Here is a 24,986-nt window from a genome sequence, read left to right on the forward strand (position 1 = left end):
GTAACGATCAGGCCGCTGCCGGGGCCGAGTCCCTAATCAGCGACGACCAGCGTCCCGGCGTCATGCCGAACGCCTTCTTGAATTGCCTGTTGAAGTGGCTCTGGTCGGTGAAGCCGGCCTCGACCGCGATCTGCGCCAGCGGTTCGCCGGCGGTGATCATCCGCCGCGCACGCTGAAGCCGGCGCATCACCAGGAAACGATGCGGGCTGGTCGAGAACGCAGCGCGGAAATGCCGTGACAGCGCGTAGCGGTCGAGCCCGGTGATGGCTTCCAGCTCGCCGGAGCGCACGGCGCGCATTGCGTTCTCCGTGAGATAGTCACGCGCCAGCGCGGCCGCCCGCCACGCCGTTCTGGCCATAGGCTTCGCCGGCTGGCCGGCATGCCGCGCCAGGCTTTGCATCAGTTGCGCCAGGAAGTCGTCGACGAACAGCTCGTCGAGTTCCTGCTCCAATGGTCCCAGCGCTGAAAGCAGCGTTGTGCAGAAAGTGTCATCCCTCACCACGGCATCCCTGACGAAGGGCAGCGATGCGCCGCCCAGGCAGTCCAGCATCAGCGACGGCTCGAGATAGAGCATCCTGTAGCGCAACCCGTCCTCGGTGCCGGCGCCGCCATCATGCAATTCGTCGGGATGCAGCACGATGATCTGGCCGGGCAGGCTTAGCCGCGTCGCGCCGCGGTAGCGAAAGGTCTGCACGCCTTGCAGCGTCACCCCGATCGCGTAGGTGTCATGGCGATGCAGATCGAAGGCGCTGCCGTGGAACCGCGCCTCGATCCGCTCCATCCCCACAGGGTCGGGAGCCGAGATGATGCAGTTTTCCGCTGCATCGGCGCACAAACGTCCAAGACCCTCGAAGGCCTGGCTGCCTACATCGTGCGACATCGTCTCCTTCAGCCCCGACATCGGGGCACAACCTCGAATGGTCCATTTTCTCATGTTCGATACGAAATTTGCAATCGTTCTGCGGGAAGACTTGCCCGTCTGGCAGAAACTCAACGTCACCGCTTTCCTGACCAGCGGCATCGTCGCGCAGTTTCCCGACATCATTGGCGAGCCCTATCGTGACCGCTCCGGCAATCTTTACAATCCGCTGTCGATCCAGCCGGTCATCGTGCTCTCGGCCGACCAGGCGACGCTCGCCACGATCCACCGGCGCGCGCTGGAGCGCGGCGTGACAACCTCGCTCTATGTCGAGGAGATGTTCTCGACCGGCTTCGACGCCGCCAACCGCGCCGTCTTCGCCGAGTTCGCGCCTGAAGACGCCAAGGTGGTCGGCATCGCGCTCCGTGCCGAGAAGAAGCTCGTCGACAAAATCACCAAGGGCGCCCGCATGCATGCATAGGGATCAATCGGCAGGCTGCCGCCGGTCGAGGCGGGCGGCGTACAGCGCCGCCAACAAGGCGAGTACCGCCGGTATCAGCATCATGACGAACAGCGCAGGGATCGAAACTGCCAGGAACAGGCCGGCGATGGACGCGATGAGTGCCCCGCCGCCGATCCGCATTGCGGCGGTCAGTCCCGCGGCGGTGCCAACCAGATCCGATCGTACCGACAAGGCGCCGCTGTTGGCGGCAGGCATGGTCAATCCATTACCGATGCCGATGAACAGGCAAGGTCCAAAGAAGGCCAGGACGTGAGTGATGCCAAAGCTTGACAGGACCAGACCGGCCAGCAGGCCGGCGCAGGTCAGGAGGCGCGCAAAAACAAGCATGGCAGCCAGCGAGGTCTTCGAGGCGTAACGCCCGGCCAGATAGCTGCCGAGAATGAAGCCGGTAGGGACCAATCCCATGTAAAGCCCGAGCTTGGCGCTTGACCCGCCGAGCGCGTTACCGACGGCCAATGGGGCTCCGCCCAGAAAGACATAAAGCACGCCCATCGAGGAGGCCATGCACAGTGTGTAGGCCCAAAACCGCGCCGAACTCAGGAGCAGCCTGTAGGAGGCAAGGTAATTCCTGTGCGATCTCGACAATGGAGTTCTTCTGATCTCGCGCGCGGATAGGGCGTAGGCGGCCATACCGAGGATCGCGAAGACAACGAAGCTTGACCGCCATCCGAACAGTTCGTCCAGTGACCCGCCAAACAGAGGACCGACCATGGGCGCGAGTGCCCAGCCCATGGCGAGATAACCAAATTTGCTGGCGGTTTCGCGTTCATCCGATGTCTCCTTGATGATGACCAGAGCGACGGAATAGCAGGGGCCGATGCACGCCTGCATCGCGCGAAACAGAAGGAAAATGCCGATATTGGGAGCCAGAGCGCAGCCAATGGACGCGATGACGAAGATCGAGAGAGATATCAAGACGACCGGCCGGCGCCCAAATCGGTCCGATATTGCGCCTCCGATGGCCTCGATGACGGCGGTGATGATCGCAAAGCCGGCGACCGACAGATTGACCAATGCGAAATCAGCCCGGAACGTTGCGGCAATGTTCGGCAGCGACGGCAAGATCATGTTCACCGGCAATACGGCAAGAGCCGAAAGCAGGATAAGGGTAATCAGTCGGGGTGGAGCAGCGGGTTCGGAGACTGTCGCTCTCCCGGATATGTCTGTGCCCGGGCTTCGGATGGGGTTATCGCTTGCCATGATCTCGCTCGCCTTGTCGGTGGGATTGAAGTCTGACGAGGCGGCCCAAATTCCGGGCATAAAAAAAGGCCCCGTCAGGAGCCTGCTTACTGCGCATGGGTGCTTCCGCCGGATGGTTACACCATCCTGCCCATGCGCTCCCTTACGACGATCAAAGCCATTGCGATGTTCATGACATCAGAGCTAGGCGGAAAGCCGGATGTCGTCAAGGCAGCAAGCTTTCGACGTTGATCGGCAACAGAGACCATGCATGTAGCCTGTCCTCACGCTTGGCCCGAGCGAGGGCAGCGGTTTGGGCCGCGAGACGAGGGCGGCTAAGCCTGCCGACGCGTCTTGTTGTGCCAGGCGCTTTTGGCTTGCCGGCAAGCGACAATTCCCGCAAAGGTGGGCTTCAGCCCAGCTTTCCCCCGGCCTGCAAGTGAATGCTTCCCAAAAATATCCAGAAAGCGCGACGCCGCCGGTGGCGATCCTGTGCATGCTGACCACCTATGTCTTCTTCACCTTCCTCGACACCTCAAGCAAATATCTCGTCCTAGCCGGCGTTTCCGCGCTGATCGTCGCCTGGGTGCGCTTTGCCGTGCATGTCGTGCTGGTCGGCACGCTGCTGCGCGGTTGGCGCCAACCGATGCGATTTCGCCCGGTTAACCTGCCGGCACATGTGCTGCGCGGTGTGTTCCTGTTTGGCTCGACCATGTGCAACATCATGGCGCTGCGCTCCCTGCAGCTGGCCGAGACGACATCGATCTATTTCTTCGGGCCGATGGTGATCACCGCACTTGCCGGCCCGCTGCTCGGCGAATGGGCCGGCTGGCGGCGCTGGCTGGCCATCCTGGCTGCTTTCGCCGGGGTTCTGATCATCACAAGGCCAGGCGTCGGCGTTTTCGGCATCGGCCATCTCTTCGCGCTCGGCTCGATGCTGTCGAACAGCTTCTACGTCATCATGACGCGCCGCATGTCGGCGACCGAGACCTCGGAAAGCTTGATCCTGTTCTCGGCGCTGGCGCCGGCGGTGCTGCTTTTGCCGATGCTGCCGTTTTCCTTCTCGTTGCCGCATGATGGTTGGCACTGGTTCGTGCTGCTTATGCTTGGCGTCTTCGGCGGTGTCGGGCATTGGCTGCTGGTGCAGGCCTATCGGCTGGCGACGACCACGGCATTGGCACCCTATCCCTATTCGCAGATGGTGTGGATGATCATTTCCGGCTGGATCGTCTTCAACCAGTTCCCCGACCGCTGGACGCTGGTCGGTGCCGCCATCATCGTTGCCAGCGGCCTCTATATCGTCCACCGCGAGCACCGGCTTCGGCTGCGGAGCCGCGCGGCATCCGATGTCGAGGCCGAGGCGCTGGCAAAAAAACTTTGATTTGCCCCCGATCGGTGGCATAACGCCGCCTTTAAACAGTTTAGGTCGGAATTCAGGTCGTTCGGGGAGCGCAAGGCGCTGGCACAAAAAATCAAGCTTTCGACGATCGCCGATGCACTCGGCGTGTCCACGGCCACCGTGTCACTGGCGCTGCGCGACAGCCCGCTGGTTGCCGGCTCGACGCGCGACCGCATCAAGGAACATGCGCGCGCCATCGGCTATATTTACAACCGCCGCGCCGCCAGCCTGCGTACCTCGCGTTCGGGCATTGTCGGTGTCGTCGTGCACGACATCATGAACCCGTTCTTCGCCGAGATCCTGCGCTCGATCGAAAGCGAACTCGACCGCAGCCGGCAGACCTTCATCCTGTCCAATCACTACGACCAGCTCGAGAAACAGCGCACCTTCATCGATACGCTGCTGCAGCTCGGCGCCGACGGTGTCATCATGTCGCCGGCCATCGGCACGCCGGCTTCCGACATCCTGATGGCCGAGGAGAACGGCCTGCCAGCGGTGCTGATCGCGCGCACCGTCGAGGGCGCCGACGTGCCGGTGTTTCGCGGCGACGACTCCTACGGAACAGGCCTCGCCACCAACCATCTCATCTCGCTTGGTCACAAGCGCATCGCCATGATCGGCGGCACCGACCAGACCTCGACCGGCCGCGACCGCTACCAGGGCTATGTCAACGCCATGGAAGCGGCCGGGCTCGAAGTCAGGCCGTCCTGGCGCATTGCCGGCCCGCGCACCAAGCAGGCGGGCTTCGAGGCCGCCGGGCAGTTCCTGGCGCTGAAGGACAAGCCGACCGCCGCCTGCTGCTGGAACGATCTTGTGGCTATCGGCCTGATGAATGGCATTGCCCGTGCCGGCCTGGTACCGGGCATCGACATCTCCGTCACCGGCTATGACGATCTCGAGGAGGCGGCGATCGCCACGCCGGCGCTGACCACCGTCTGGAACGGCCAGCGCGAGGTCGGCCGCCGCGCCGCCAGCGCGCTGCTCGACAAGCTCAACGGGCAGACGGTGCGGCCCTCGCAGGAACTGATCAAGCCGGAACTGCATGTCCGCCAGTCGACCGGCAAGCCGGTGGAGCGTGCATGACCAAGGCCGAACAACTGCAAGCCGTTGCCATTCTGGTGCCGGCGGACTTCAGCGACCATGCCGTCAGGCGTATCGACCGTACCTTCAACCAGGTCAGGATCGAACGCGCCGATCCGGCGCTGGTCACCGACGAGATGCGCCGCGCGGTGCGCGGCATTGCCTCTTTTGCCGGCATCAGCGCCGCGATGATGGATGCCTTGCCCAATCTCGAACTCATCGCCTCCTTCGGCGTCGGCTATGACTCGGTCGATGTCGGCCATGCCGCGGCGAAGAACATCATGGTCACCAACACGCCCGACGTGCTGACCGAGGAGGTCGCCGACACCGCGATCGGGCTGCTGATCAACACGATCCGTGACCTGCCGCGCGCGGAAAACTGGCTGCGCGATGGCAGCTGGGTGCGCATGGGCAACTATCCGCTGAGCCGGCTGACCTTGCGTGCGCGCCGTGTCGGCATTTTCGGCATGGGTCGCATCGGGCAGGCCATTGCCCGGCGGCTTGAGGCGTTTGGCCTGCCGGTCGCCTACCACAACCGGCGCCGTGTCGAAGGCCTTTCCTACCAGTACCACCCGACGCTGAAGGGCCTTGCTGAAGCGGTCGACACGCTGATTTCGGTAGCGCCGGGCGGGGCTTCGACGCAGAAGGCGGTCAATGCCGAGATTCTGTCGGCACTCGGCGCCAACGGCGTTTTCGTCAACATCGGCCGCGGCAGCACGGTCGATGAGGCCGCTCTTGCGGCAGCCCTTGCCGACGGCACCATCGCCGCCGCCGGGCTCGATGTCTTCGCCGACGAACCGAATGTGCCCAAGGCGCTGCTCGATGCGCCCAACACCTCGCTGTTGCCGCATGTCGGCTCGGCATCGGAGCACACGCGCCGCGCCATGGCCGATCTCTGCGTCGACAATCTGGTGTCATGGTTCACCGAGCGCCGACCGCTGACACCGGTGCCGGAGACAGCGCATGTGAAGGTCAGGACTTAGCAAGATTGGCCGAATAGGCCGCGAAACGTGGCCGATCTGCAACCATAGGTCGGAAATCGGGCGCTTCTGACACCTCTGTATCCTGATACGCGCTTGCTACGCGGCTGAAGCAAGGTAGTTTGCCGACAGTCAACGAGCGGGGCGCTACGTGAAGTTGGCTGAAGCAAGGTAGTTTGCCGACAGTCAACGAGCGGGGCGCTACGTGAAGTTTCTTCTTCTAGCATCGACAATGCTGGTCGTCGTTTCAGGCAGCGCTTTCGCTGCCGATTCGCTCGTCTCGGCTCCCGTTGCCTATGACTGGACAGGCGCCTATGTCGGCGCCCAGATCGGGTATGGCTGGGGAGATGTCGACAGCCATGATTCAGAGATAGGAAGCGGCGCTTCCGATTGGTCCGATTCGTGGAAATCCAACGGCGTGCTCGGTGGTATTCACCTCGGCTACAATCAGGCCTTCGATTCGTATGTTCTCGGCGTTGAAGGCGATATCGAGGGGTCGGGAGCGAGCGGTTCAGTGGATTCGGCGTTTGCTGGCACCATCAAGACCAAAATCGACGTTCAGGGTTCGCTGAGGGCTCGCCTTGGCTACGCAACCGGACCGGCCTTGCTCTACGCTACGGGTGGCCTGGCCGTAGCCCATTTCCACACCAATTACGATGACGGGGTAACAACCGACAATACATCCAACACCAAGGCGGGTTGGACCGTGGGCGCCGGCGTCGAATATGCCCTCTCGCCAAAATGGACGACCCGCGTTGAGTATCGCTACAGTGATTTCGGCACCTTCACCGATAATCCGGCGACCGACAGCGGCTACAATTATCCGACCGATGTAAAGACCCAGGCTGTCCGCGTCGGCTTCAGCTACAAGTTTTGATGTGAAGTAGTCGCGGCGGCTCATCGGGCACCGGAGCCATGTTGCTCCGTTCCCTGATTGCGGAATGCACGCCCTGTTCGTGGTGCCGATGGCAGTTTGCCATACTTATTAACGCCAGCTTAACCCTTTGAAATCATTCTTCATCCTGTCCGCGTGCATGGATGAAGAATGATGAGAGTGCTTTCCGCGTTAATCGCTGCCGCAGCCCTGGTTGGTGGCGTTCAGCTGTTTCATGACGGCAATGGCGAAAGCGTTGCCAAAGAGGCCACGCCGTCCAACGCTTACAGGCTGGTCGCCAATGGCGATGAGGCGGCCTGCGCGGTGAGCCGCGGGGCCGAAATTTCGGATGGCTTGTCCCGGCTTAACGTTGCTCCGGCATGCCGTCGTCTGCTGCCCGGCATAGAACGGGCAAAGTTTTGGCGCGAACAAAATGACGGCACGGTTGCCTTCAGCGCCAACGGCACCGATCCGATTGTCACCTTCAGCGTTGCCGACGGAGATGGCTACGAGTCCTACGCCCCGGCCACGCCCTTGCTGTCACTGGCGAGCGATCGGAAGGCTGGCGACTGACTATTCCGCGGCGGCCCGCGCACCGGCCTTCGCGACGGCATGAAGGCGCACCGCATCGCCGAAGGCGCGGAAAATCTTGGCCGAGTTGCTGTCCGATTTGACCCAGTATTCCGGGTGCCACTGGACGCCGACTGCGAAGGCGCGGGCGCCTTTGACCGAAACCGCTTCGACCGTGCCGTCCGTGGCGACAGCTTCGATCTCAAGCTTCGATCCCAGCCGGTCGATCGCCTGGCGATGCAAGGAATTGACCTTGATATCGCCGGCGCCGAACACGCCGGCCAGGCAGCTGCCTTGCTTGATCGAAATCGTCTGGTGGATGGCGAAGCGTTCGTCCTGTTTGTCGCTCACCGGCGCGCGGTGGTCGAGCGAACCTTCGCGCTCCTGGATCTCGGTGCCCAGCGTGCCGCCGAGCGCGACGTTCAATTCCTGGATGCCACGGCAAATGGCGAGCAGCGGCACGCCGCGCTCGATCGCCCGGCGGATCAGCGGCAGCGTGGTGGCATCACGCGCCGGGTCGTAGGGACCGTTGGCTTCGCTGGCATCGCCACCATAAAGCGAGGGGTGCACGTTGGATTTCGAGCCGGTGACCATGACGCCGTCGACAGAAGACAAAAGTTCGTCGAAGTCGAGCCTGTCGCCGAACGATGGCACCAGCAGTGGGAACACGCCGGCGCCGGTAATCGCTGCTTCCAGATATTGCTGCGGGGCGGCATGCCAGGTGTAGTTGTCGAACTGACGGACGTCGGTCGATATGGCGACGAGCGGTTGGTGCATTTTGGCTCTGTTTTCCATCGGGCAAGGGATGTCCTGCCTTCAAAATAGGCGATCTCCGGGCATTTTTCCATGCCAAGTTTCAGCGTGTCGCATGGGCCACGAAACCGCCTGTTAGACTATAGTTGCAGGGTCGCATGGCTTGGTTACCAAATCAGGCCGCCGTGCTGGACTAGACCTCTTGCCCGTGTATTGTTTCGGCCAACCGATGCGGGAGCCGAGGATTCCTGAAAATCGGTCTGTTGATCCAAAAGGGAGGAACTGCATGGATCGTCGTTCATTCATTCGCAAGGCCGGCGTAACCGGCGTCGGTGCCGCCGCCGCGGCGGCCACGCTTGCGGCACCAGCAATAGCCCAGTCAAATCCCAAGCTGACATGGCGGCTGGCGTCGTCCTTCCCGAAATCGCTCGACACCATCTATGGCGGCGCCGAGGTGTTCTCCAAGATGCTGTCGGAAGCCACCGACGGCAATTTCCAGATTCAGGTCTTTGCCGCCGGCGAGCTTGTCCCCGGCCTGCAGGCCGCCGACGCCACCACGGCCGGCACGGTCGAGGCCTGCCATACGGTGGCATATTATTACTGGGGCAAGGACCCGACATGGGCGCTCGGCGCGGCGGTTCCCTTTTCGCTCAACGCACGCGGCATGAATGCCTGGCACTACCATGGCGGCGGCATTGATCTGTTCAACGAGTTCCTCGCCACGCAAGGCTTGTTCGGCCTGCCGGGCGGCAACACCGGCGTGCAGATGGGCGGCTGGTTCCGCAAGGAGATCAACACGGTCGCCGACCTCTCGGGCCTCAAGATGCGCATCGGCGGCTTTGCCGGCAAGGTGGTGCAGAAGCTCGGCGTCGTGCCGCAGCAGATCGCCGGCGGCGACATCTATCCGGCGCTGGAAAAAGGCACGATCGACGCCGCCGAATGGGTCGGCCCCTATGACGACGAGAAGCTCGGCTTCTATAAGGTCGCGCCCTATTACTACTATCCAGGCTGGTGGGAGGGCGGTCCGACCGTCCATTTGATGTTCAACAAGGCGAAATACGACGAGCTTTCGCCGGCTTACAAATCGCTGTTGCGCACTGCCGCGCAAGCCACCGACGCCGACATGCTGCAGAAATACGATTATGTGAACCCCGCGGCGGTAAAGCGGCTGGTGGCCGGTGGCGCCAAACTGCGTCCGTTCAGCCAGGAGATCATGGCCGCCTGCTTCGAAAAGGCCAACGAGGTCTATGCCGAAATGGAGGCCTCTAATGCGCCGTTCAAGAAGATCTGGGAATCCATCAAGGGCTTCCGCAAGGAGCACTATCTCTGGGCACAGGTGGCCGAGTACAATTACGACACCTTCATGATGGTCCAGCAGCGCAACGGCAAGCTGTAAACCGTCCCGTCGCATTCATTGAGGAGACCCCGGGCGTACTCGTCCGGGGTCTCTCGTTTTCAGGTCGGCGAGGAGCCGACCTCGACCAGAATTCCGCCAGGCGCAATGCAATAGAAGGTCGTTGAGTTGAAGCCGCCGCGTGTCAGCTCCTCGACCTTGCCCGGCGCGACGCCTGCCTCAGTCAGTTCGGCCTGCTTGGCGTGCACAAGCTCTGGTTTGTCGAAGAAGAAGCCGACGTGAAAGCCGTCCGGGTAAGCGGCGGGTTCTCCCTTGCCTGGCATCATCAGGTTGAGGGCAAATCCATCGGCTCCGCGCAGGATCGCGAAGGCTTGCCTGCCGCGCATGGCGACGAGTTCGAAGCCGAAATGGCTGGTGAAGAAGCCGGCAAGAGCCGCGACTTCTGATGTGATGAGGTTGAGGTGGTTCAGTTTCATGGTCTTGGTCCTGTCACGGTTGAAACGCGGACAGGCTTAGCTGCAGACCGAGAACCGGCGGGACTGGCATCAGGAAATCCGGACATGACCCAACCGGCCCGCGGGCTTTCGCCTCGCTTGCCGGCCGCGGGTTCTCCCGCACGTTCATGCGGCGAACAGGCCTCCGCCAAGCATGATCCCCAGAAGTGGCGCCCGGTTTTCACGGGCAAACGGCTTCCGTTTGTCCAGAGATCATGCTCGAAAAGATAGGAATGGAAGAGACCGGACTACCGAACCGGCCATGTCTTTTTCGGCGCCGGCTGAATAGCCGATAGGCGGCGTGACGGCAAGCGGTCCCCAGCGCGGCTGGCTTTGACTCAAGCCCGGCCTGGCATCACCAGCACCTTGACCTCGCCGGGCGCCGGCGGATTGGCGATCACATCAGCCGCATCTTCGAGCGGCACCTGCCTGGAGATCAGCCGGTCGATCTCGATCGTGCCCGACGCGATAAGCTCGGCGGCGCGGCGATGCGTGTAGGGATTGAGGAAAGAGCCAACCACCTTCAATTCCCTGAACAGCAGGTCGAAGGGCTCGAATTCCGCCTTCACGCCTTGTGGCGTCACGCCGACGATGACGACCGTGCCGCCGGCCCTTGCCAGCCGCATCGACTGCTCGACGGTCTCGCGCACGCCGGCGCATTCGAACACCACGTCGGCGCCGCCCGGCATCAAGCCAGCTGGTCCGGCGACGGCATCGATGACATCGCCGGCGGTGGGGTCGACCGTCGCTGTCGCGCCAAGCTCCTCCGCAAGCGCGCGCCGCGAAGCCTGTCTGGTCGACAGGATGATGGTCGTGGCGCCGGCCAGCCGCGCCAGCTGTACGGTAAGCAGGCCGATCACGCCGCCGCCCAGCACGACCACCGAACTGCCAGGTCTGATCTCGGCCAGATCCACGCCATGCAGGCAGCAGCCAAGCGGCTCGCAGAATGCGCCATGCGTCGGCGGCAGATCGGCGGGCAGGATGAAAGCCTGTTTCTGCGGCAGTACGACATAGTCGGCAAAGCCGCCGTCGCGATGGATGCCGATTGCATTGAGATTGCGGCAGAGATTGACCCGGCCGGCATGGCAATGCGGGCAGCGCCCGCAGGCGATGTTGGGATCGCCGGTGACACGCTCGCCGACGGCAAAGCCGGAGACGGCGTTGCCGATCGCCTCGATGATGCCCGAAAACTCATGCCCGGGCGTCACTGGTGGCCTGCACGGGAACTCGCCATGGAAAAGGTGGCGGTCGGTGCCGCAGACGCCGCAGGCCTCGACACGGACCAGAATATCGTCCGGGCCGGGGACAGGTTTGTCGACCTCGCGCAGCGCAATGCTGCCCACCGCCTCCAGCCGCACTGCTTTCATGGCGTGGTCCCCATCAGTTGAAGCTCGGCGGCTGCGAGAGGTCTGGCGTCGGTGTCGCCGGCTTGGCTGGCGGCGCATCGCCGAAACTCGGCGGTTGCGACAGGTCCGGCGTGCCGGGCGCGGCCGGTGCGCCATTGGCAGGAGCCGTGCCACCAGCCGGTGGCGTGCCGAGCGGCGACAGGCCAGGCACTTCCGGCACCTTGTAGTCGATCGTGCCCGGATCGATCGCGGTGCCCTTGTAGCGCATCACCATTTGCGGGAAGGCGATGGTCAGTCCGATCATCACCACCTGGATCAGGACGAAGGGCACCGCGCCCCAATAGATCTGCCCGGTCGTCACCGGCGCGATCTGCTTGCCGGTCAGGCGGTCGAGATAGGGCACGCGGGCGGCCACCGAACGCAGGTAGAACAGGGCGAAGCCGAAGGGCGGGTGCATGAAGCTGGTCTGCATGTTGACGCCGAGCAGCACGCCGAACCAGATCAAATCGATGCCGAGCTTGTCGGCTGCCGGCGCCAGCAGCGGCACGATGATGAAGGCCAGTTCGAAGAAATCGAGGAAGAAGGCCAGGAAGAAGACGAGGATGTTGACGCCGATCAGGAAGCCGACTTCGCCGCCAGGCAGCGAGGTCAGCAAATGCTCGACCCAGATCTGGCCGTTGACGCCGTAGAAGGTGAGCGAGAACACGCGCGCGCCGATCAGGATGAACAGCACGAAGGACGACAGCCGCGTCGTCGAGGCCAGCGCCTGTTTGATCACGTCCAGCGACAGCCGGCCCTTTGCCGCGGCCATTGCCAGTGCGCCGACCGCGCCCATGGCGCCGCCTTCCGTTGGCGTGGCGATGCCGAGGAAGATGGTGCCCAGCACCAGGAAGATCAGCGCCAGCGGCGGGATCAGCACGATGACGACCTGCTGCGCCAGCCGTGACATCATGTTGATGTTCAGCCTTCTGTCGGCAATGGCGACGACGTAGATCAGGATCACGCCGACGCAGGCGCCAAGAATGTCGGCATTGTCGCCATGCGCCGGTGCCAGGTAGCGGTACGCGCCATAGGAGATGGCCATCGACACCGCCAGCGCCACCAGCAGCGAAATCACGCCATGGCCGAGCGTGCGCGCTTCGAGCGGCAGCGCCGGCACCATTTTCGGCCGGAAGATCGAGACGATGAGAATGTAAAGCGCATAGAGACCGGTCAGGACCAGGCCCGGGATCAACGCGCCGGCATACATGTCGCCGACCGAGCGGCCGAGCTGGTCGGCGAGCACGATCAGCACCAGCGAGGGTGGGATGATCTGGGCAAGCGTACCGGAGGCGGCGATGACGCCGGATGCCAGCCGGCGGTCATAGCCGTAGCGCAGCATGATCGGCAGTGAGATCAGCCCCATGGCGATCACGGACGCCGCCACCACACCTGTGGTCGCGGCCAACAATGCGCCGACGAAGATAACCGCATAGGCGAGGCCGCCACGGATAGGCCCGAACAGCTGGCCGATCGTGTCGAGCAGGTCCTCGGCCATGCCCGATCGTTCGAGCACGATGCCCATGAAGGTGAAGAATGGGATGGCCAGCAGCGTGTCGTTTGACATCACCCGGCTGCCGTAGAAATTGTCCGGAAGCGCGTAGAGCAGCGGCCAGGCGAGGTTGATCGCGCCGCCCGAATAGGGCGTCAAAAGCACGCCGATAAAGAAGAACATCAATCCGTTCGCGGCCAGCGAGAAGGCGACGGGATAGCCGATCAGCATGAACAGGATCAGCGAGGCGAACATGATCGGCGCCATGTTCTGGGCGATGAATTCCATCACGAGCGCACCTCGTCGGCGAGCGCCTTGGCTTCGAGCTCGGCCTGTTCGTGCACGGAGATGAAGGGGTTGGGGTCGTCCATGTCGCCGCGCATGATGGCGATCTTCTTGATGATTTCGGAAATGCCCTGCAGCGCCAGCAGGAAAAAGCCAACCAGCAGGATGGCCTTGGCCGGCCAGACGATCAGCCCGCCGGAATTGTTGGACATCTCGCCGCTGCGAATCGACAGCGACACATAGGGGACGAAATAGATGACCATCAGCGTCACGAACGGCATCAGGAAGAGGATATGGCCGAGAAGGTCGATCCAGTGCTGCACGCGGCGTGAAAACATACCGTAGACGATGTCGATGCGGATATGCTCGTTCTGCTTCAGCGTATAGGCGGCGGCCAGCATGAAGGCGGCGCCGAACAGATACCATTGCAGCTCCAGCCACGCATTCGACGAGATGTCGAAGATCTTGCGGATGACGGCGTTGCCGGCGCTCACCAGGATCGCCAGCAGGATCAGCCAGGACACCGATTTGCCAATGAATTCGTTGAGGCGGTCGATACCCCGCGATAGAGCGAGCGGCCCTTCCATGCAGTCCTCCCTTGTATAGCAAGCGTGCCGGCACCCCCCGTCGTCACGCCGCGTGGCCCAACGGTATGCCGCGCGTGGCTGGACGGGTCAACATCGATGGAGGCAGCAAAACGGGATCGGATGAAGAGTCGGGCCGGACAAGGGCGGTCTGCCCTCGCGTCATGCAACCAAAGTCTGATGACTCAGACGATCTTGCTGGTGTCGCGGCCGGCGCCGATCAAGATCAGCATGGCCACCAGCAACAGATACATCCAGGCGTCGCGCCATTCGACCGGGAAATAGCCGGCCCACAGTGATTCGGCCATGCCGAAGGCGGCGGCACCCAGGGCTGCCCGTGGCGGCGAGAGATAGCCGCCGACCGCCGTCACGAACAGGATCTTCAGACCGTAGACGAGGCCGGAACCAAAGCTGACATTGCCATAGTAAAGGCTTGCCATGACGCCGGCCAGGGCGGCGCAGAAGCCACCGAGCAGCACGGCATGCCGGAACACGCGGCGCACATCGACGCCGCACAGGGCCGCGGCGCGTGGGTCGTCGGAGACAGCGCGCCAGGATCGGCCGAAGTTCGAGCGGGCAAACCCCCGGGTGGCGAGTGCGACTGCCGCCAGCACCACCACGCAGTCGAGCACCTGGATCAGTGTCAGCGTCGCTTTGAAGCCGGCGCCTTCAGCGAAGACGATGGGCTGGGCAAGCATTGGCGGCAGCCACAGATCATGGGTATCGGCCGCGATGCGGCTTGATTCCGACAGGACGATCAGGATGCCCAGCGTCGTCACCACGATGGCATTAGGCGTGCGGTCGGCCAACGGTTCGAAGACGCTGCGCGACAGGACATGGCTGATCAGCGCGGCATAGAGCAATGCCGCGACGACGCCGAACAGCACCGACGCCAACAGCGTCAGCCACAGCACTTGGTAGCCGAAGGCGACGCTCAGGATCATGACCTGGCCGCAGAAGGCGAACAGCGCGCCATAGGCGAGGTTGGTGCGGTGCAGGATGCCGTTGGTCAGCACGTAGCCGAAGGCGAGCAGCGCATAAAGCGCGCCCGAATGCAGCCCGTTCAGCACCTGCTGGAAAAAGTAGAGCATGCAAAACCCCAGGAGCAGGTCGATCAAAACAGCGCGGCGGCTTTGGGACAACGACATGCGCAAGACAAGGCTGCGGTGACCGCGCCGATTGTGAAGGTTTGCATTCCAGAATCTAACTTGTCAAATGCGATTTATCGGTTAGATTTCTGACATGACGGTATCCTGGACCCCACACCGCTTCACCGGCGGTATGCTTGCGCTCGACACGGCCAACACCGTCGTGCTGCGCGGCGATCCGGAGAAAACATTCGACCGCTTCGACGATCCGGCCGAGATTGCCCGCTTCGCCGATGCGGCCACCGGCTTTCGCGCCGCCGAGCTTGGCGACAGGCGGCTTACGGTATCCTCGCCCACGGCAATCGCGCCCGTCGTGCTGTCGATCCGCGAGACGACCGACTGGCTGTTTCGCGGCGCGGTGTCGAAAGGCGCGGTCGCCACCGCTGACCTGCCCGAGTTCCTGCGCGCCTGTGCCGAGGGCCTGGCCGGCAGCCGGACCGAGATCCGCGCGCCGGGAAGGCCGTTCGGCGATCCCTCGGCGCCGATCGCCTTCGAGGCGGCGCTGGCGGTATCAGCCCTTTCACTGTTGCGCGACGACACCGTCGCGAGGCTCAGGATCTGTCCCAACTGCACCTGGCTGTTCGTCGACAGGAGCCGCAATTCCAGCCGCCTTTGGTGCGACATGGCGGTGTGCGGCAACCGTCAGAAGGCAAGTCGTCACTATCGCCGCCGCCGCCTGGCGGCCAATGAGGTCAAAGATGCTTAAAAGGTTTTCCCGTTCGATCGTTGTCGGCGCCGCATTGATTGCTGCTGCTGCGCTCGGCGCCTGCCGCGACACCGGCAAGGAAAGCGAAGGCAAGCTGTTCGAAATCTCCGGCAAGATATTCATCTTCAACTACCGTCTCGCCAGGGCAACCTATGTCGTGACATTGCGGCCCCTGCAGCCGATGGGGGAGGGCCAGGTCGCGGTCGCCAGCTTCCAGGATCCCGCCGGCGGCGCGCCGCTGGTGGTCGAGCAGAAGGTCTGGCCGAAGCTCGACAAGGTGACCCTGGAAAGCCCGGCGCTGACCTGCGTCGTCAAGAACAAGCCTTATGCCATCGCCATCAGCATCAAGGGCTCCGACGGTTCGGTCCTGCAGAAGATCGACACCACATTGATGTCGACGGAGGATCAGTCGGTGCTGCCCGACCGGCCGCTGGTCATCGACCAGCTCTACACGGCCAATCCCGACCTGGTCGGCCATCCCGACGGCAAGCTGCCGGGTGAGCCGAAGCCGGATTGCTCGAAAGCCATCTAGGCGCAGCGGCAACGGCTGAAATTTTCGTGCGTCGGGCAACGTCCGCAGGTCGGTTTCGTACCGGTTCGGGATGGCGGCGGACTGTTCGTTTCGCGTTGCCTGGCACCTGCGATTTTGTTTGACCTGCCTTGCAAGGGGAGAAAGGATGCGTCATCCGACTCCGACGTTGGCTGCCTGCCCCCGCGCGGCCTCCGCAGAGGAAATGCCTGATGACGCTGCATGATGTCGCGCTCGACGACAAGTTCGACCTCGGAAAGGAGCGCATCTTCCTGTCCGGCGCGCAGGCGGTCATCCGCATGCTCCTGATGCAGCGCGAGCGCGACCGCCGTGCTGGTCTGAACACGGCCGGCTTCGTCTCCGGCTATCGCGGCTCGCCGCTCGGCGGCCTCGACATGCAGCTGTGGAAGGCGAAGAAGCAGCTTGCCGGGGCCGACATCGTCTTCCAGCCGGGCCTCAACGAGGAGCTTGCCGCCACCGCCTGCTGGGGATCGCAGCAGACGGAATTGCTGGGCGAGGGTACCCATGACGGTGTCTTTTCGGTCTGGTACGGCAAGGGACCGGGCGTCGATCGTTCAGGCGACGTGTTCCGCCACGCCAATCTCGCCGGCTCGTCGAAGCATGGCGGCGTCCTTGCGCTCATGGGCGACGACCATATGGCCGAATCCTCGACCAATGCGCATGCCACCGAATTCCTGTTCGTCGACACCATGGTGCCGATCCTCAACCCGGCCGGTGTCCAGGAGATCATCGACTACGGCCTGTACGGCTTTGCCATGTCGCGTTTCGCCGGCACCTGGGCGGCGATCAAATGCGTCAAGGACAACATCGAATCGACGGCCTCGGTCGATGCCGCGCTCGAACGGCTCAACATTGTCGTGCCGGAATTCGACATGCCGCCGGGCGGCCTCAACATCCGCCACGAGATCGACATGCTCGGCCAGGAGGAGCGGCTGCACGAGTACAAGCGTGCCGCAGCCTCTGCCTTCATCCATGCCAACGGGCTGAACCACATCGTCTATTCCGGCGGTCGCAACCCGAAGCTCGGCATCATTACGCTGGGCAAGAGCTACCTCGATGTACGCCAGGCGCTGGAGGATATCGGTATCGACGAGGCGGCAGCCAACCGCATCGGCGTGCGGCTGTTCAAGGTCGGTTGCCCGTGGCCGCTCGACCTGCATCACATCGCCGACTTTGCCCGCGGCCTCGACACCATCGTCGTCGTCGAGGAGAAGCGCTCGCTGATCGAGGTGCAGCTGCGCGAAAGCCTCTACGGCACCGCCATGCAGCCGGTCATCGTCGGCAAGAAGGACGAGCGCGGCGACTGGCTATTCCCGGCCAAGGGCGCGCTCGACCCCAACGAGATCGCCATTGCCCTTGGCGAAAGGATCGTCAAAACCATCGGCCCGTCGGAGGATATCTCGGCGCGGGTGGGCAAGCTGCGCCAGTTTCAGGCGATGCTGGCGGATGCCACCGACATCGGTTCGCGCACGCCCTTCTTCTGTTCGGGTTGCCCGCACAATTCCTCGACCAAGGTGCCGGATGGCTCGATCGCCGCCGCTGGCATCGGCTGCCATTTCATGGCGCTTTGGATGGACCGCAACACGCTGGGCTTCACCGCCATGGGCGGCGAAGGCGCGCAATGGGTCGGCCAGGCGCCGTTCTCGAAGCGCGGTCACATCTTCCAGAATCTCGGTGACGGCACCTACAACCATTCCGGCACGCTGGCGATCCGCTTCGCCCTGTCGAGCGATGCCAACATCACCTACAAGATCCTTTACAACGACGCCGTGGCGATGACCGGCGGCCAGCCGCATGAGGGCGGCCTGACGGTGGACATGATCGCCAGGCAGGTGCGGGCCGAGGGCGTCGACCGCATCGCCATCGTCACCGACGAACCGGACAAATATGCTGGGAAGGCCGAATTCCCGTCCGGCGCCACCATCCACCACCGCGATGACCTCGATCTCGTCCAGCGCGAGCTGCGCGACGTCAAGGGCGTCTCGATCCTGCTCTACGACCAGACCTGTGCCGCCGAAAAGCGCCGGCGCCGCAAGCGCGGCACTTTTCCTGATCCCGACAAGCGCGTCTTCATCAACGAACTGGTCTGCGAAGGCTGCGGCGATTGCGGCGTGCAGTCGAACTGCGTCTCCATCCAGCCGGTCGAGACCGAATTCGGCCGCAAGCGCAAGATCGATCAGTCGAGCTGCAACAAGGATTTCTCCTGCGTCAACGGCTTCTGCCCGTCCTTCGTCACCGTGCACGGCGCCAAGATCCGCAAGGCTGAAGGCCTGGCCGGCAAGACCGATCCGCTCGATGGCGTGCCGACGCCTGCCGAATTCCCGCTCGGCGAGCAGGGCTGGGCGGCGATCATCGACGGCGTCGGCGGCACCGGCGTCGTCACCGTCGGTGCCGTGCTTGGCATGGCGGCCCATCTCGAGGACAAGGGCTGCGGCATGATCGACATGGCCGGCCTCGCCCAGAAGGGCGGCTCGGTGTTCACCCATGTCCGCATTGCCCGCACGCCGGACGATATCCACGCCATCCGCGTTTCGGCGGGGAAGGCCGATCTCGTGCTTGGCTGCGACCTCGTCGTGTCGGGTGCCAAGAAGGTGCTGACGGCAGTGCGCGAGGGCCACACCATCTTCCTCGCCAACACCGCCGAGATCATGCCTGGGGAGTTTGCCCGGTCGGCGGATTTCTCCTTGCCGATCGAACGCCTGAAGAAGGCGATCCGCACCGCCGCCGGCGACGACAAGGCGCATTTCTTCGACGCCACCCGCACCGCTACATCACTGTTCGGCAATTCGCTCGGCGCCAATATGTTCATGCTCGGCTTTGCCTTCCAGCATGGCGGGTTGCCGCTGTCGGCAGAAGCCGTTGAAAAGGCTATCGAATTGAACGGCGAAGCGGTGGCGATGAACATCGCCGCCTTCCGTTGGGGCCGCCGTGCGGCGCACGAACCGGATTTCGTGCGCGGCCTCGTCGCCCAGCCGGGCAAGGCGGGACAAACCGCCCCGGTCGCGCAGACGCTGGACGAGATCATTGCCCGCCGTGTCGCCTTCCTGACCGCCTATCAGAACGCCGCCTACGGCAAGCGCTATGCCGACAGGCTGGCGCTGCTGCGCACTGCCGAAGCCAAGGCCGTGCCCGGCTCGACCGCCGTGACCGAGGCGGCGGCCAGGAACCTGTTCAAGCTGATGGCGATCAAGGACGAATACGAGGTGGCGCGGCTCTATACCGACGGCTCCTTCGTCGCCGAGCTGGGCAAGCAGTTCCAAAGCTACGAGAAACTCGAATTTCATCTCGCGCCGCCGATCATGGGACGTCGCGGAAATGACGGAAGCCCTCGGAAATCGAGCTTCGGGCCCTGGATGATGAAGGGTTTTCGCCTGCTGGCGGCACTGAAGGGCCTGCGCGGCACCGTTTTCGACCTGTTCGGCTATGCCGCCGAACGACGCATGGAACGGCAGCTTTTGGCACAATATGAGGCGGATCTCGAGCTCGTCGCCAAGTCGCTGGCGCCTGATAGAGCTGATGCGGCGGTCGCTCTCGTCTCGGTCCCCGCGCTCATCCGTGGTTATGGCCATGTCCGGCAGGCCAGTGCTGAAAAGGCCGCGGGCGAGCGCTCCCGGTTGCTCCAGCGCCTCGCAAACGCACCGGTAGGGCCCGCACTTCAGGCCGCCGAGTGAAGGCCTTGTTTACCTGAAGCTCGATTTCCCGGCCGATCCTGCCTTTGCGCGCCTTCGGCAACCGAGCCGAAACCACTGTTCTAAGCCTTTCTTAAGGCGGATGTGGGATGACGAGGCCTAGCGTTGGGCCGACGACATGGGCAGAACAAAGACCGAAAACATCCCGGCGGATGTTTACATCCAGTTTGTGCGGTCGTTGTTCGACAACGCCCACATGCTGGTGATTGGCGGCGTCTGCTACTGGATCCTCGGATTCATGATCTACTTCCGCACGCACAATCCATTGTTCCTGGCTTTCTCTTTTACTCTGCTGTCCATCAGCCTTTTCCGCTACTTCGGCATTCGTGACTTCCGAAAGGCGGGCGGTGTAATAGCCAATGTTCAAGAGGCGCAACGGTGGGAGCGCAACTACATCCTCAAGGGCAGCCTGCAAGGCCTCGGGTTGGGCGCGCTGTGCTTCATATCGATCTATGTCTATCCCGATCCCTTTGCCGAACTGGCCGCGACGTCGCTGGCCATCGCAACCTTGGTGACGGTTGTCGGCCGGAACTACGGGTCTCCGATCATGGTGCGGATTTTTTCCGTGACCTTCATTGGTCCGGCGGCACTTGCACTCTTGCTGCGCATGGATGTCCCTTCGGTGGTCCTGGGCTTGATGATCATCCCGTTGACGTTCATCACGATCAACAGCGCCGACCACGTCCGCAACGTGCTTTTCTCGGCGGTCATCGGCCACAAGGAAGCGAGGAAGCTGGCGCACAGGTTCGATCGCGCCCTCAACACCATGTCGCACGGCCTTGTCATGCTCGGCCCCAACGGCCGCGTGGCGGTCGCCAATGCCGAAGCCGCCCATCTGATGTCGCTCAAGTCCGGGGATGCCCTGCTCGGGCGGTCTATTCACGGTCTTTTGATGCGCGGTGTCGCCGGTGGCATGCTGGCACCGAAGGATTGCCGCTACATCGAGGCCCAGCTGACGCGTGCCCTGCGCGAGGGTCGCGACCGCAAGGTTCTGGTGTCACTCGCCAATGGCCAGCACTACGAATTCTCGGCCCGCGAAGGCAGCCAGGAACTGGGCGTCATCACCTTCGAAGACGTGACGGCGCGTGTCGAGGCGGAAGACAAGATCCGCTTCATGGCGCGCTACGACAATCTCACCGGCCTGCCCAATCGCGCCTATTTCCATGAACTCATCGGCGAGGCGATGGCGTCCGGAGACCGCGACCGTCTCTGCGGTCTGGCCGTGCTCGACCTCGATGATTTCAAGAGTGTCAACGACACGCTCGGGCATCCGATCGGCGACGGGTTGATCTACGCGGTTGCCGAGCGGCTCGCCGCCGTTGCCGGGCAAGGCATCACCGTCAGCCGTTTCGGCGGCGACGAATTCATGGTCTTCTTCGACCGCATCGAGGATGAGAGCCATCTGACCACGCAGATCGACGGGATCTTTGCGGCACTGCAGGGCGAGGTGGACGTCGCCGGCCACGGGCTGCGCATCCAGGCCAGCGGCGGCGCGGTATTGGCACGGGTGGGGGACAGCGATGTCGACGCCATGATCGTCAAGGCGGATCTGGCGCTTTACAAGGCCAAGGAGCTTGGCAAGAACGGCTGGCGGCTGTTCGAGGCGGCAATGGACGCTGCGTTCCGCAACCGCCAGCTGATGAAGGCGGATCTGCGCAGCGCGGTGGAAAGCAAGAGCCTGCGGGTCGTTTATCAGCCGATCGTGTCGATGAGCACCATGCGCATCGCCAGCTGCGAGGCGCTGTGCCGTTGGGATCATCCCGACCTCGGACCGATTTCGCCCGGCATCTTCATTCCGCTCGCCGAGGAAATGGGCATCATTTCCGAGATCAGCAGCTTCGTGTTGCAGGCAGCCTGCACCGAATGCGCCAAATGGCCGGATCAGACCAGTGTCTCGGTCAACCTCTCAGCCAAGGATTTCCGCAACCGCGACGTCATCCAGAAGGTTCGCGATGCACTGGCCAGTTCCGGTCTCGCCGCCGCTCGGCTGGAGATCGAGGTCACTGAAACCGCGTTGCTCGACGATAAGTCGCTGACGCGGCAGTACATCGAGGAGTTGAAGCAGATTGGCGTTCGCATCGCGCTGGACGATTTCGGCACCGGTTATTCGAGCCTGAGCTACCTGCACAAGCTGCCGCTCGACAAGATCAAGATCGACCGCTCGTTCCTGATAGATGTCACCCAGAACCCGCGTTCGTTGGAACTGCTCAAGGGCATCGTCAACCTGTCGCGGCCACTGGGACTGTCAGTGACCGTCGAAGGCGTCGAGACCTTTGAGCAGCTCAAGATCCTGGCCTTGCAGGTCAAACCCGATCTCGTGCAAGGCTTCCTGTTCGGTGCCGCGCTCAGTGCATCGGGTATCGAAACGATGTCGAATGTCACCTGGCCCTTCGCCGCTGACCTGCGTCCCTCCGGCAAGCGGACAGCCCAATTGGTGCCGTGATTTCAAGCACTGCCAGGCGCGGGCTCCAAGATGACCCTCAGCCCACGTTGGCCCAGCTCACGCGCCTTTTTGTCGATTGAGGTGCCATGTGCCGGAGGCCATTACCCCCATCCTTCTCCGACGCTTTGTTCATTAGGGTATTCTAAGATAATCGTTCAGCCGTTAAGGTTAACATAAGGTAAATCAACAACATCTAAATTTCAGCTTGTGTCTCATTTTGACTCGAATAGCCTATGGATAGGCGGAATTTCGAGGACAGATAATGGAAGCTGCAAGGCCTGCAAGGGATGCGTCTGGCGTGGTCAGGGCAGCCGGGGATTCGGTGCTGAACCGATCGATGATGCAATTGCTGGAGCATGTCGATTATCGCCTTATCACCGGAGGCGAGGATTTGGAGGCGATTTACCGGCTTCGCTACAAATCCTATCTGCGCTCAGGCATGTGCGGCCCAATCGCCAGCGGGATGTTCGAGGATCGCTGGGACAATCTGCCCAATTCCTACCGGTTCGGTGTCTATTTCTACGGCGAATTGGTCAGCACGATCCGCTTCCACTACATTTCCAGAGAGCACCCGAATTCGCCCTCCGTCGATGCCTATCCGGAAATATTGCTCGAGCGACTTGCCCGCGGAGAAACCTTTATCGACGGAACCCGGTTTGCAACCGATCCCGACAGCGCGCCGGCACCCGGAGTGCTGCCGTTCCTGACACTCAGGCTTGCCATGGTGGCCTCGCTCTATTTTGGCCAGAACTCGGTGCTAACGCCGGTCAAGGTCGAGCATTCCAATTTTTATTCACGTTATTTCAATGCCGTACAGCGGACCGAGGCCAAGGAATTTCCGGGCGTTCTTACCCGGATCGCCCTGTTCGAAATCCCTGCCGGCGAAAATATGCACCAGACACTCGAACGGTTCCCATTCTTCAGGTCGACGCCGACGGAACAGCGGCTGATGTTCGCCAATCCGGCCATCAACCGACTGACACCCTTGTCCATCGTGCCGACAGCGAAATATTATCGCGCCGCTGCCTGAGGCTCGATTTTTGCAAAGCACCCGGAGCCTTACGGCCAGATCCGCGTTCTGGTGATTGCGGCGCGTCGCCGCTTCATACCAACTGATCTGCCAAAAGGACCCCGACATGCACATTTCCCAGCTCGCGCTGACGCCGCTTATCTCGCTGATCGCCGGCGTGCTGATCCTCGTCATGCCACGACTGCTGAACTACATCGTCGCGCTCTATCTGATCGTCGTTGGTCTGCTCGGGCTTTTCCCGCATCTCGCCGGCTGAAGCCGGCGCATTAACTGTCAGCCGGCGAAGAAGCGCAGCGCCGCGGCGACGATCGCCTCCGGCGCGTCTTCCTGCATCAGATGGCCGGAGCCCGGAACGAGCGTCAGGCCGCAATTCGGCAGCATGGCCGCGAGCTTTTGGCCGCTTTGCGGCGGTATCCAGCGATCTTCCTCCCCCCACAGCAGCGCGACTGGGCAGCGGAATTCGCCGTAGAGCGGTTCGACCTCGTCGGTGAAACGTTGATCCATCTGGGCGATCTGCCGATAGAAAGCCGGCTGGCCAACGGGTCCAGTCCATGGCGTGATATAGGGTTCCAGATCGCTGTCCGACAAAGATCGGGCCGCGGCGCCCGAGACATACGCTTTCAGGATTGCGACCTGTATGTAGTCCGGCATGCCGGCGAAGGCGGCCTCATGCTGACGGACATGCTGGACAAAGGGCGAACCCCACGGCCGCACCGCCACAGGGTCGATCAGCAGCAGCCTGTCATAGTCGCAGCCGTCGATGAGATGCGCGCGCAACGCCGTGGCGCCGCCGAAATCATGGGCAATGATCTTGGGTCGGTCGAGTTTCCAGAAGGCCAGCATCGCCGTCAGCGCCTTGTTCTGGATGCCCAGCGAAACGTCCTGGCCTTCCCGTTTGCCGGATCGCCCATACCCGGGAAGATCGTAGAAATACAGCATATGGTCGCGCGCCAGTTCCGGTGCGACGCGATGCCAGACATGCGAGGAGAACGGCGTACCGTGCACGAGCACGATCGGCGGGCCTGAGCCGGCGGTTCCCCATGCGATGGTCGTGCCGTTCCAGTCAAATGTCTGTGTGGGTATGATCATGGCGCTTCACCAACCGGCTGTTCGTCCGGCGACGATAATCCCCCGCGATGTCGTCCAGAACCGCCAAATTCTCACAGCAGCTTCAACGGAACTCACGCAGGACCCCCTGTGATCGCACCGCCAACAGGCTGGAGGTCGACCGGCAGTTTCAATTTTCCCTTGAGGCAGTTGTCGGCCCCAATGCGGCAATAGCGCCATTGCTCTCGGCCCGGCTTTTCGGTATGTGCCTGAAAGATGTCTTCGAAGGGGTATTCCTATGGCTGATCACTCGCCGACCGGTCCTGTCGAACTGGGCGCGAAGATGGACTATGCGGAGCATGACCGCACCTATTCGGGCTTTCTCGCGCTGGCCAAATACGGGTCGCTTTTCTGCGGCGCGCTGCTCATCGCGATGGCGTTTGGCTTCTTTGCGGCTGGTTTCTTCTCGGCGCTTATCCTGTTCGTCCTGATACTGGCCGTCGGCGCCTTCATTCTGCGATAGACCTTCCAAAACCCTGTTGCCATTGACGTCGCCGGATAT

The 24,986-nt window shown here is 62.6% G+C and carries 23 protein-coding genes; 14 read left to right on the forward strand and 9 right to left on the reverse strand.

Annotated features, from left to right (window positions below):
- Nucleotides 1-7: 7 nt before the first annotated feature.
- Entirely contained in the window at nt 8-880 is an 873-nt protein-coding gene (locus AC1DX0_RS01655; RefSeq protein ID WP_477218556.1) for an AraC family transcriptional regulator, read from the reverse strand.
- A 52-nt stretch (nt 881-932) separates the two neighbouring features.
- Between AC1DX0_RS01655 and AC1DX0_RS01660 the strand changes: the two genes are divergently transcribed.
- The gene (locus AC1DX0_RS01660; protein ID WP_477219094.1) at nt 933-1,340 is read left to right on the forward strand and encodes a DUF2000 family protein; all 408 of its coding nucleotides are present in this window, start codon (nt 933-935) and stop codon (nt 1,338-1,340) included.
- A 3-nt stretch (nt 1,341-1,343) separates the two neighbouring features.
- Here the strand turns inward: AC1DX0_RS01660 and AC1DX0_RS01665 are convergent, their stop codons facing one another.
- Nucleotides 1,344-2,582 (reverse strand): MFS transporter, encoded by a 1,239-nt coding sequence (locus AC1DX0_RS01665; RefSeq protein WP_477218555.1) that lies wholly within the window; start codon nt 2,580-2,582, stop codon nt 1,344-1,346.
- A gap of 475 nt (nt 2,583-3,057) precedes the next feature.
- On the opposite strand from AC1DX0_RS01665, the gene AC1DX0_RS01670 reads away from it, so the two are divergent.
- The 5 genes from AC1DX0_RS01670 (at nt 3,058) to AC1DX0_RS01690 (ending at nt 7,467) form a co-directional block, all read left to right on the forward strand.
- The gene (locus AC1DX0_RS01670) at nt 3,058-3,942 is read left to right on the forward strand and encodes a DMT family transporter (RefSeq protein WP_477218554.1); all 885 of its coding nucleotides are present in this window, start codon (nt 3,058-3,060) and stop codon (nt 3,940-3,942) included.
- A 78-nt stretch (nt 3,943-4,020) separates the two neighbouring features.
- Entirely contained in the window at nt 4,021-5,043 is a 1,023-nt protein-coding gene (locus tag AC1DX0_RS01675) for a LacI family DNA-binding transcriptional regulator (protein ID WP_081850252.1), read from the forward strand.
- Nucleotides 5,040-6,023, forward strand: coding sequence for a 2-hydroxyacid dehydrogenase (locus AC1DX0_RS01680; RefSeq protein ID WP_477218553.1), 984 nt, complete (start codon nt 5,040-5,042; stop codon nt 6,021-6,023). The genes AC1DX0_RS01675 and AC1DX0_RS01680 overlap by 4 nt, the downstream gene beginning before the upstream one ends.
- Nucleotides 6,024-6,252: 229 nt before the next feature.
- Entirely contained in the window at nt 6,253-6,897 is a 645-nt protein-coding gene (locus tag AC1DX0_RS01685; RefSeq protein WP_477218552.1) for an outer membrane protein, read from the forward strand.
- A gap of 171 nt (nt 6,898-7,068) precedes the next feature.
- A complete protein-coding gene (locus tag AC1DX0_RS01690; RefSeq protein ID WP_477219093.1) occupies nt 7,069-7,467 on the forward strand; it encodes a hypothetical protein in 399 nt (132 codons plus the stop codon).
- Here AC1DX0_RS01690 and AC1DX0_RS01695 read toward each other — a convergent pair whose 3' ends face one another.
- Complete coding sequence (locus AC1DX0_RS01695) at nt 7,468-8,241, reverse strand: gamma-glutamyl-gamma-aminobutyrate hydrolase family protein (RefSeq protein ID WP_477218551.1); 774 nt, start codon at nt 8,239-8,241, stop codon at nt 7,468-7,470.
- 262 nt (nt 8,242-8,503) lie between these two features.
- Here AC1DX0_RS01695 and AC1DX0_RS01700 point away from each other — a divergent pair, with 262 nt between their 5' ends.
- The gene (locus AC1DX0_RS01700; RefSeq protein WP_477354097.1) at nt 8,504-9,613 is read left to right on the forward strand and encodes a TRAP transporter substrate-binding protein; all 1,110 of its coding nucleotides are present in this window, start codon (nt 8,504-8,506) and stop codon (nt 9,611-9,613) included.
- Between the two features lie 59 nt (nt 9,614-9,672).
- Here the strand turns inward: AC1DX0_RS01700 and AC1DX0_RS01705 are convergent, their stop codons facing one another.
- The 5 genes from AC1DX0_RS01705 to AC1DX0_RS01725 form a co-directional block, all read right to left on the reverse strand.
- Nucleotides 9,673-10,047, reverse strand: coding sequence for a VOC family protein (locus AC1DX0_RS01705; protein ID WP_477218549.1), 375 nt, complete (start codon nt 10,045-10,047; stop codon nt 9,673-9,675).
- A 356-nt stretch (nt 10,048-10,403) separates the two neighbouring features.
- Entirely contained in the window at nt 10,404-11,432 is a 1,029-nt protein-coding gene (locus tag AC1DX0_RS01710) for a zinc-dependent alcohol dehydrogenase family protein (protein WP_477218548.1), read from the reverse strand.
- 13 nt (nt 11,433-11,445) lie between these two features.
- On the reverse strand, nt 11,446-13,230 hold the full coding sequence (locus tag AC1DX0_RS01715; protein WP_477218547.1) for a TRAP transporter large permease: 1,785 nt from the start codon (nt 13,228-13,230) through the stop codon (nt 11,446-11,448).
- Nucleotides 13,230-13,814 carry a TRAP transporter small permease subunit gene (locus AC1DX0_RS01720; protein ID WP_477218546.1) on the reverse strand — a complete coding sequence of 195 codons (585 nt, stop codon included), beginning with the start codon at nt 13,812-13,814 and terminating at the stop codon, nt 13,230-13,232. Before AC1DX0_RS01720 ends, AC1DX0_RS01715 begins: the two co-directional genes overlap by 1 nt.
- Nucleotides 13,815-13,996: 182 nt before the next feature.
- Nucleotides 13,997-14,902 carry a branched-chain amino acid ABC transporter permease gene (locus AC1DX0_RS01725; RefSeq protein WP_477218545.1) on the reverse strand — a complete coding sequence of 302 codons (906 nt, stop codon included), beginning with the start codon at nt 14,900-14,902 and terminating at the stop codon, nt 13,997-13,999.
- A gap of 151 nt (nt 14,903-15,053) precedes the next feature.
- Between AC1DX0_RS01725 and AC1DX0_RS01730 the strand changes: the two genes are divergently transcribed.
- From AC1DX0_RS01730 to AC1DX0_RS01755, 6 genes are all read left to right on the forward strand, one after another.
- The gene (locus AC1DX0_RS01730; protein WP_477218544.1) at nt 15,054-15,665 is read left to right on the forward strand and encodes a CGNR zinc finger domain-containing protein; all 612 of its coding nucleotides are present in this window, start codon (nt 15,054-15,056) and stop codon (nt 15,663-15,665) included.
- The gene (locus AC1DX0_RS01735) at nt 15,658-16,197 is read left to right on the forward strand and encodes a hypothetical protein (RefSeq protein ID WP_477218543.1); all 540 of its coding nucleotides are present in this window, start codon (nt 15,658-15,660) and stop codon (nt 16,195-16,197) included. The genes AC1DX0_RS01730 and AC1DX0_RS01735 overlap by 8 nt, the downstream gene beginning before the upstream one ends.
- Nucleotides 16,198-16,406: 209 nt before the next feature.
- On the forward strand, nt 16,407-19,886 hold the full coding sequence (locus tag AC1DX0_RS01740; RefSeq protein WP_477218542.1) for an indolepyruvate ferredoxin oxidoreductase family protein: 3,480 nt from the start codon (nt 16,407-16,409) through the stop codon (nt 19,884-19,886).
- Between the two features lie 136 nt (nt 19,887-20,022).
- A complete protein-coding gene (locus AC1DX0_RS01745; protein ID WP_477218541.1) occupies nt 20,023-22,347 on the forward strand; it encodes a putative bifunctional diguanylate cyclase/phosphodiesterase in 2,325 nt (774 codons plus the stop codon).
- A 262-nt stretch (nt 22,348-22,609) separates the two neighbouring features.
- Nucleotides 22,610-23,377: an N-acyl amino acid synthase FeeM domain-containing protein gene (locus AC1DX0_RS01750; protein WP_477218540.1), complete on the forward strand. Its 768-nt coding sequence runs from the start codon at nt 22,610-22,612 to the stop codon at nt 23,375-23,377.
- Between the two features lie 106 nt (nt 23,378-23,483).
- A complete protein-coding gene (locus AC1DX0_RS01755) occupies nt 23,484-23,633 on the forward strand; it encodes a DUF3096 domain-containing protein (RefSeq protein ID WP_080680904.1) in 150 nt (49 codons plus the stop codon).
- A 17-nt stretch (nt 23,634-23,650) separates the two neighbouring features.
- On the opposite strand, the gene AC1DX0_RS01760 is transcribed toward AC1DX0_RS01755, so the two are convergent.
- Nucleotides 23,651-24,466: an alpha/beta fold hydrolase gene (locus AC1DX0_RS01760; RefSeq protein ID WP_477218539.1), complete on the reverse strand. Its 816-nt coding sequence runs from the start codon at nt 24,464-24,466 to the stop codon at nt 23,651-23,653.
- Nucleotides 24,467-24,722: 256 nt separating this feature from the next.
- Here AC1DX0_RS01760 and AC1DX0_RS01765 point away from each other — a divergent pair, with 256 nt between their 5' ends.
- On the forward strand, nt 24,723-24,947 hold the full coding sequence (locus AC1DX0_RS01765) for an aa3-type cytochrome c oxidase subunit IV (protein ID WP_477218538.1): 225 nt from the start codon (nt 24,723-24,725) through the stop codon (nt 24,945-24,947).
- The last annotated feature ends 39 nt before the right edge of the window (nt 24,948-24,986 follow it).

The sequence above is a fragment of the Mesorhizobium sp. P3_A9 genome (assembly GCF_056402975.1).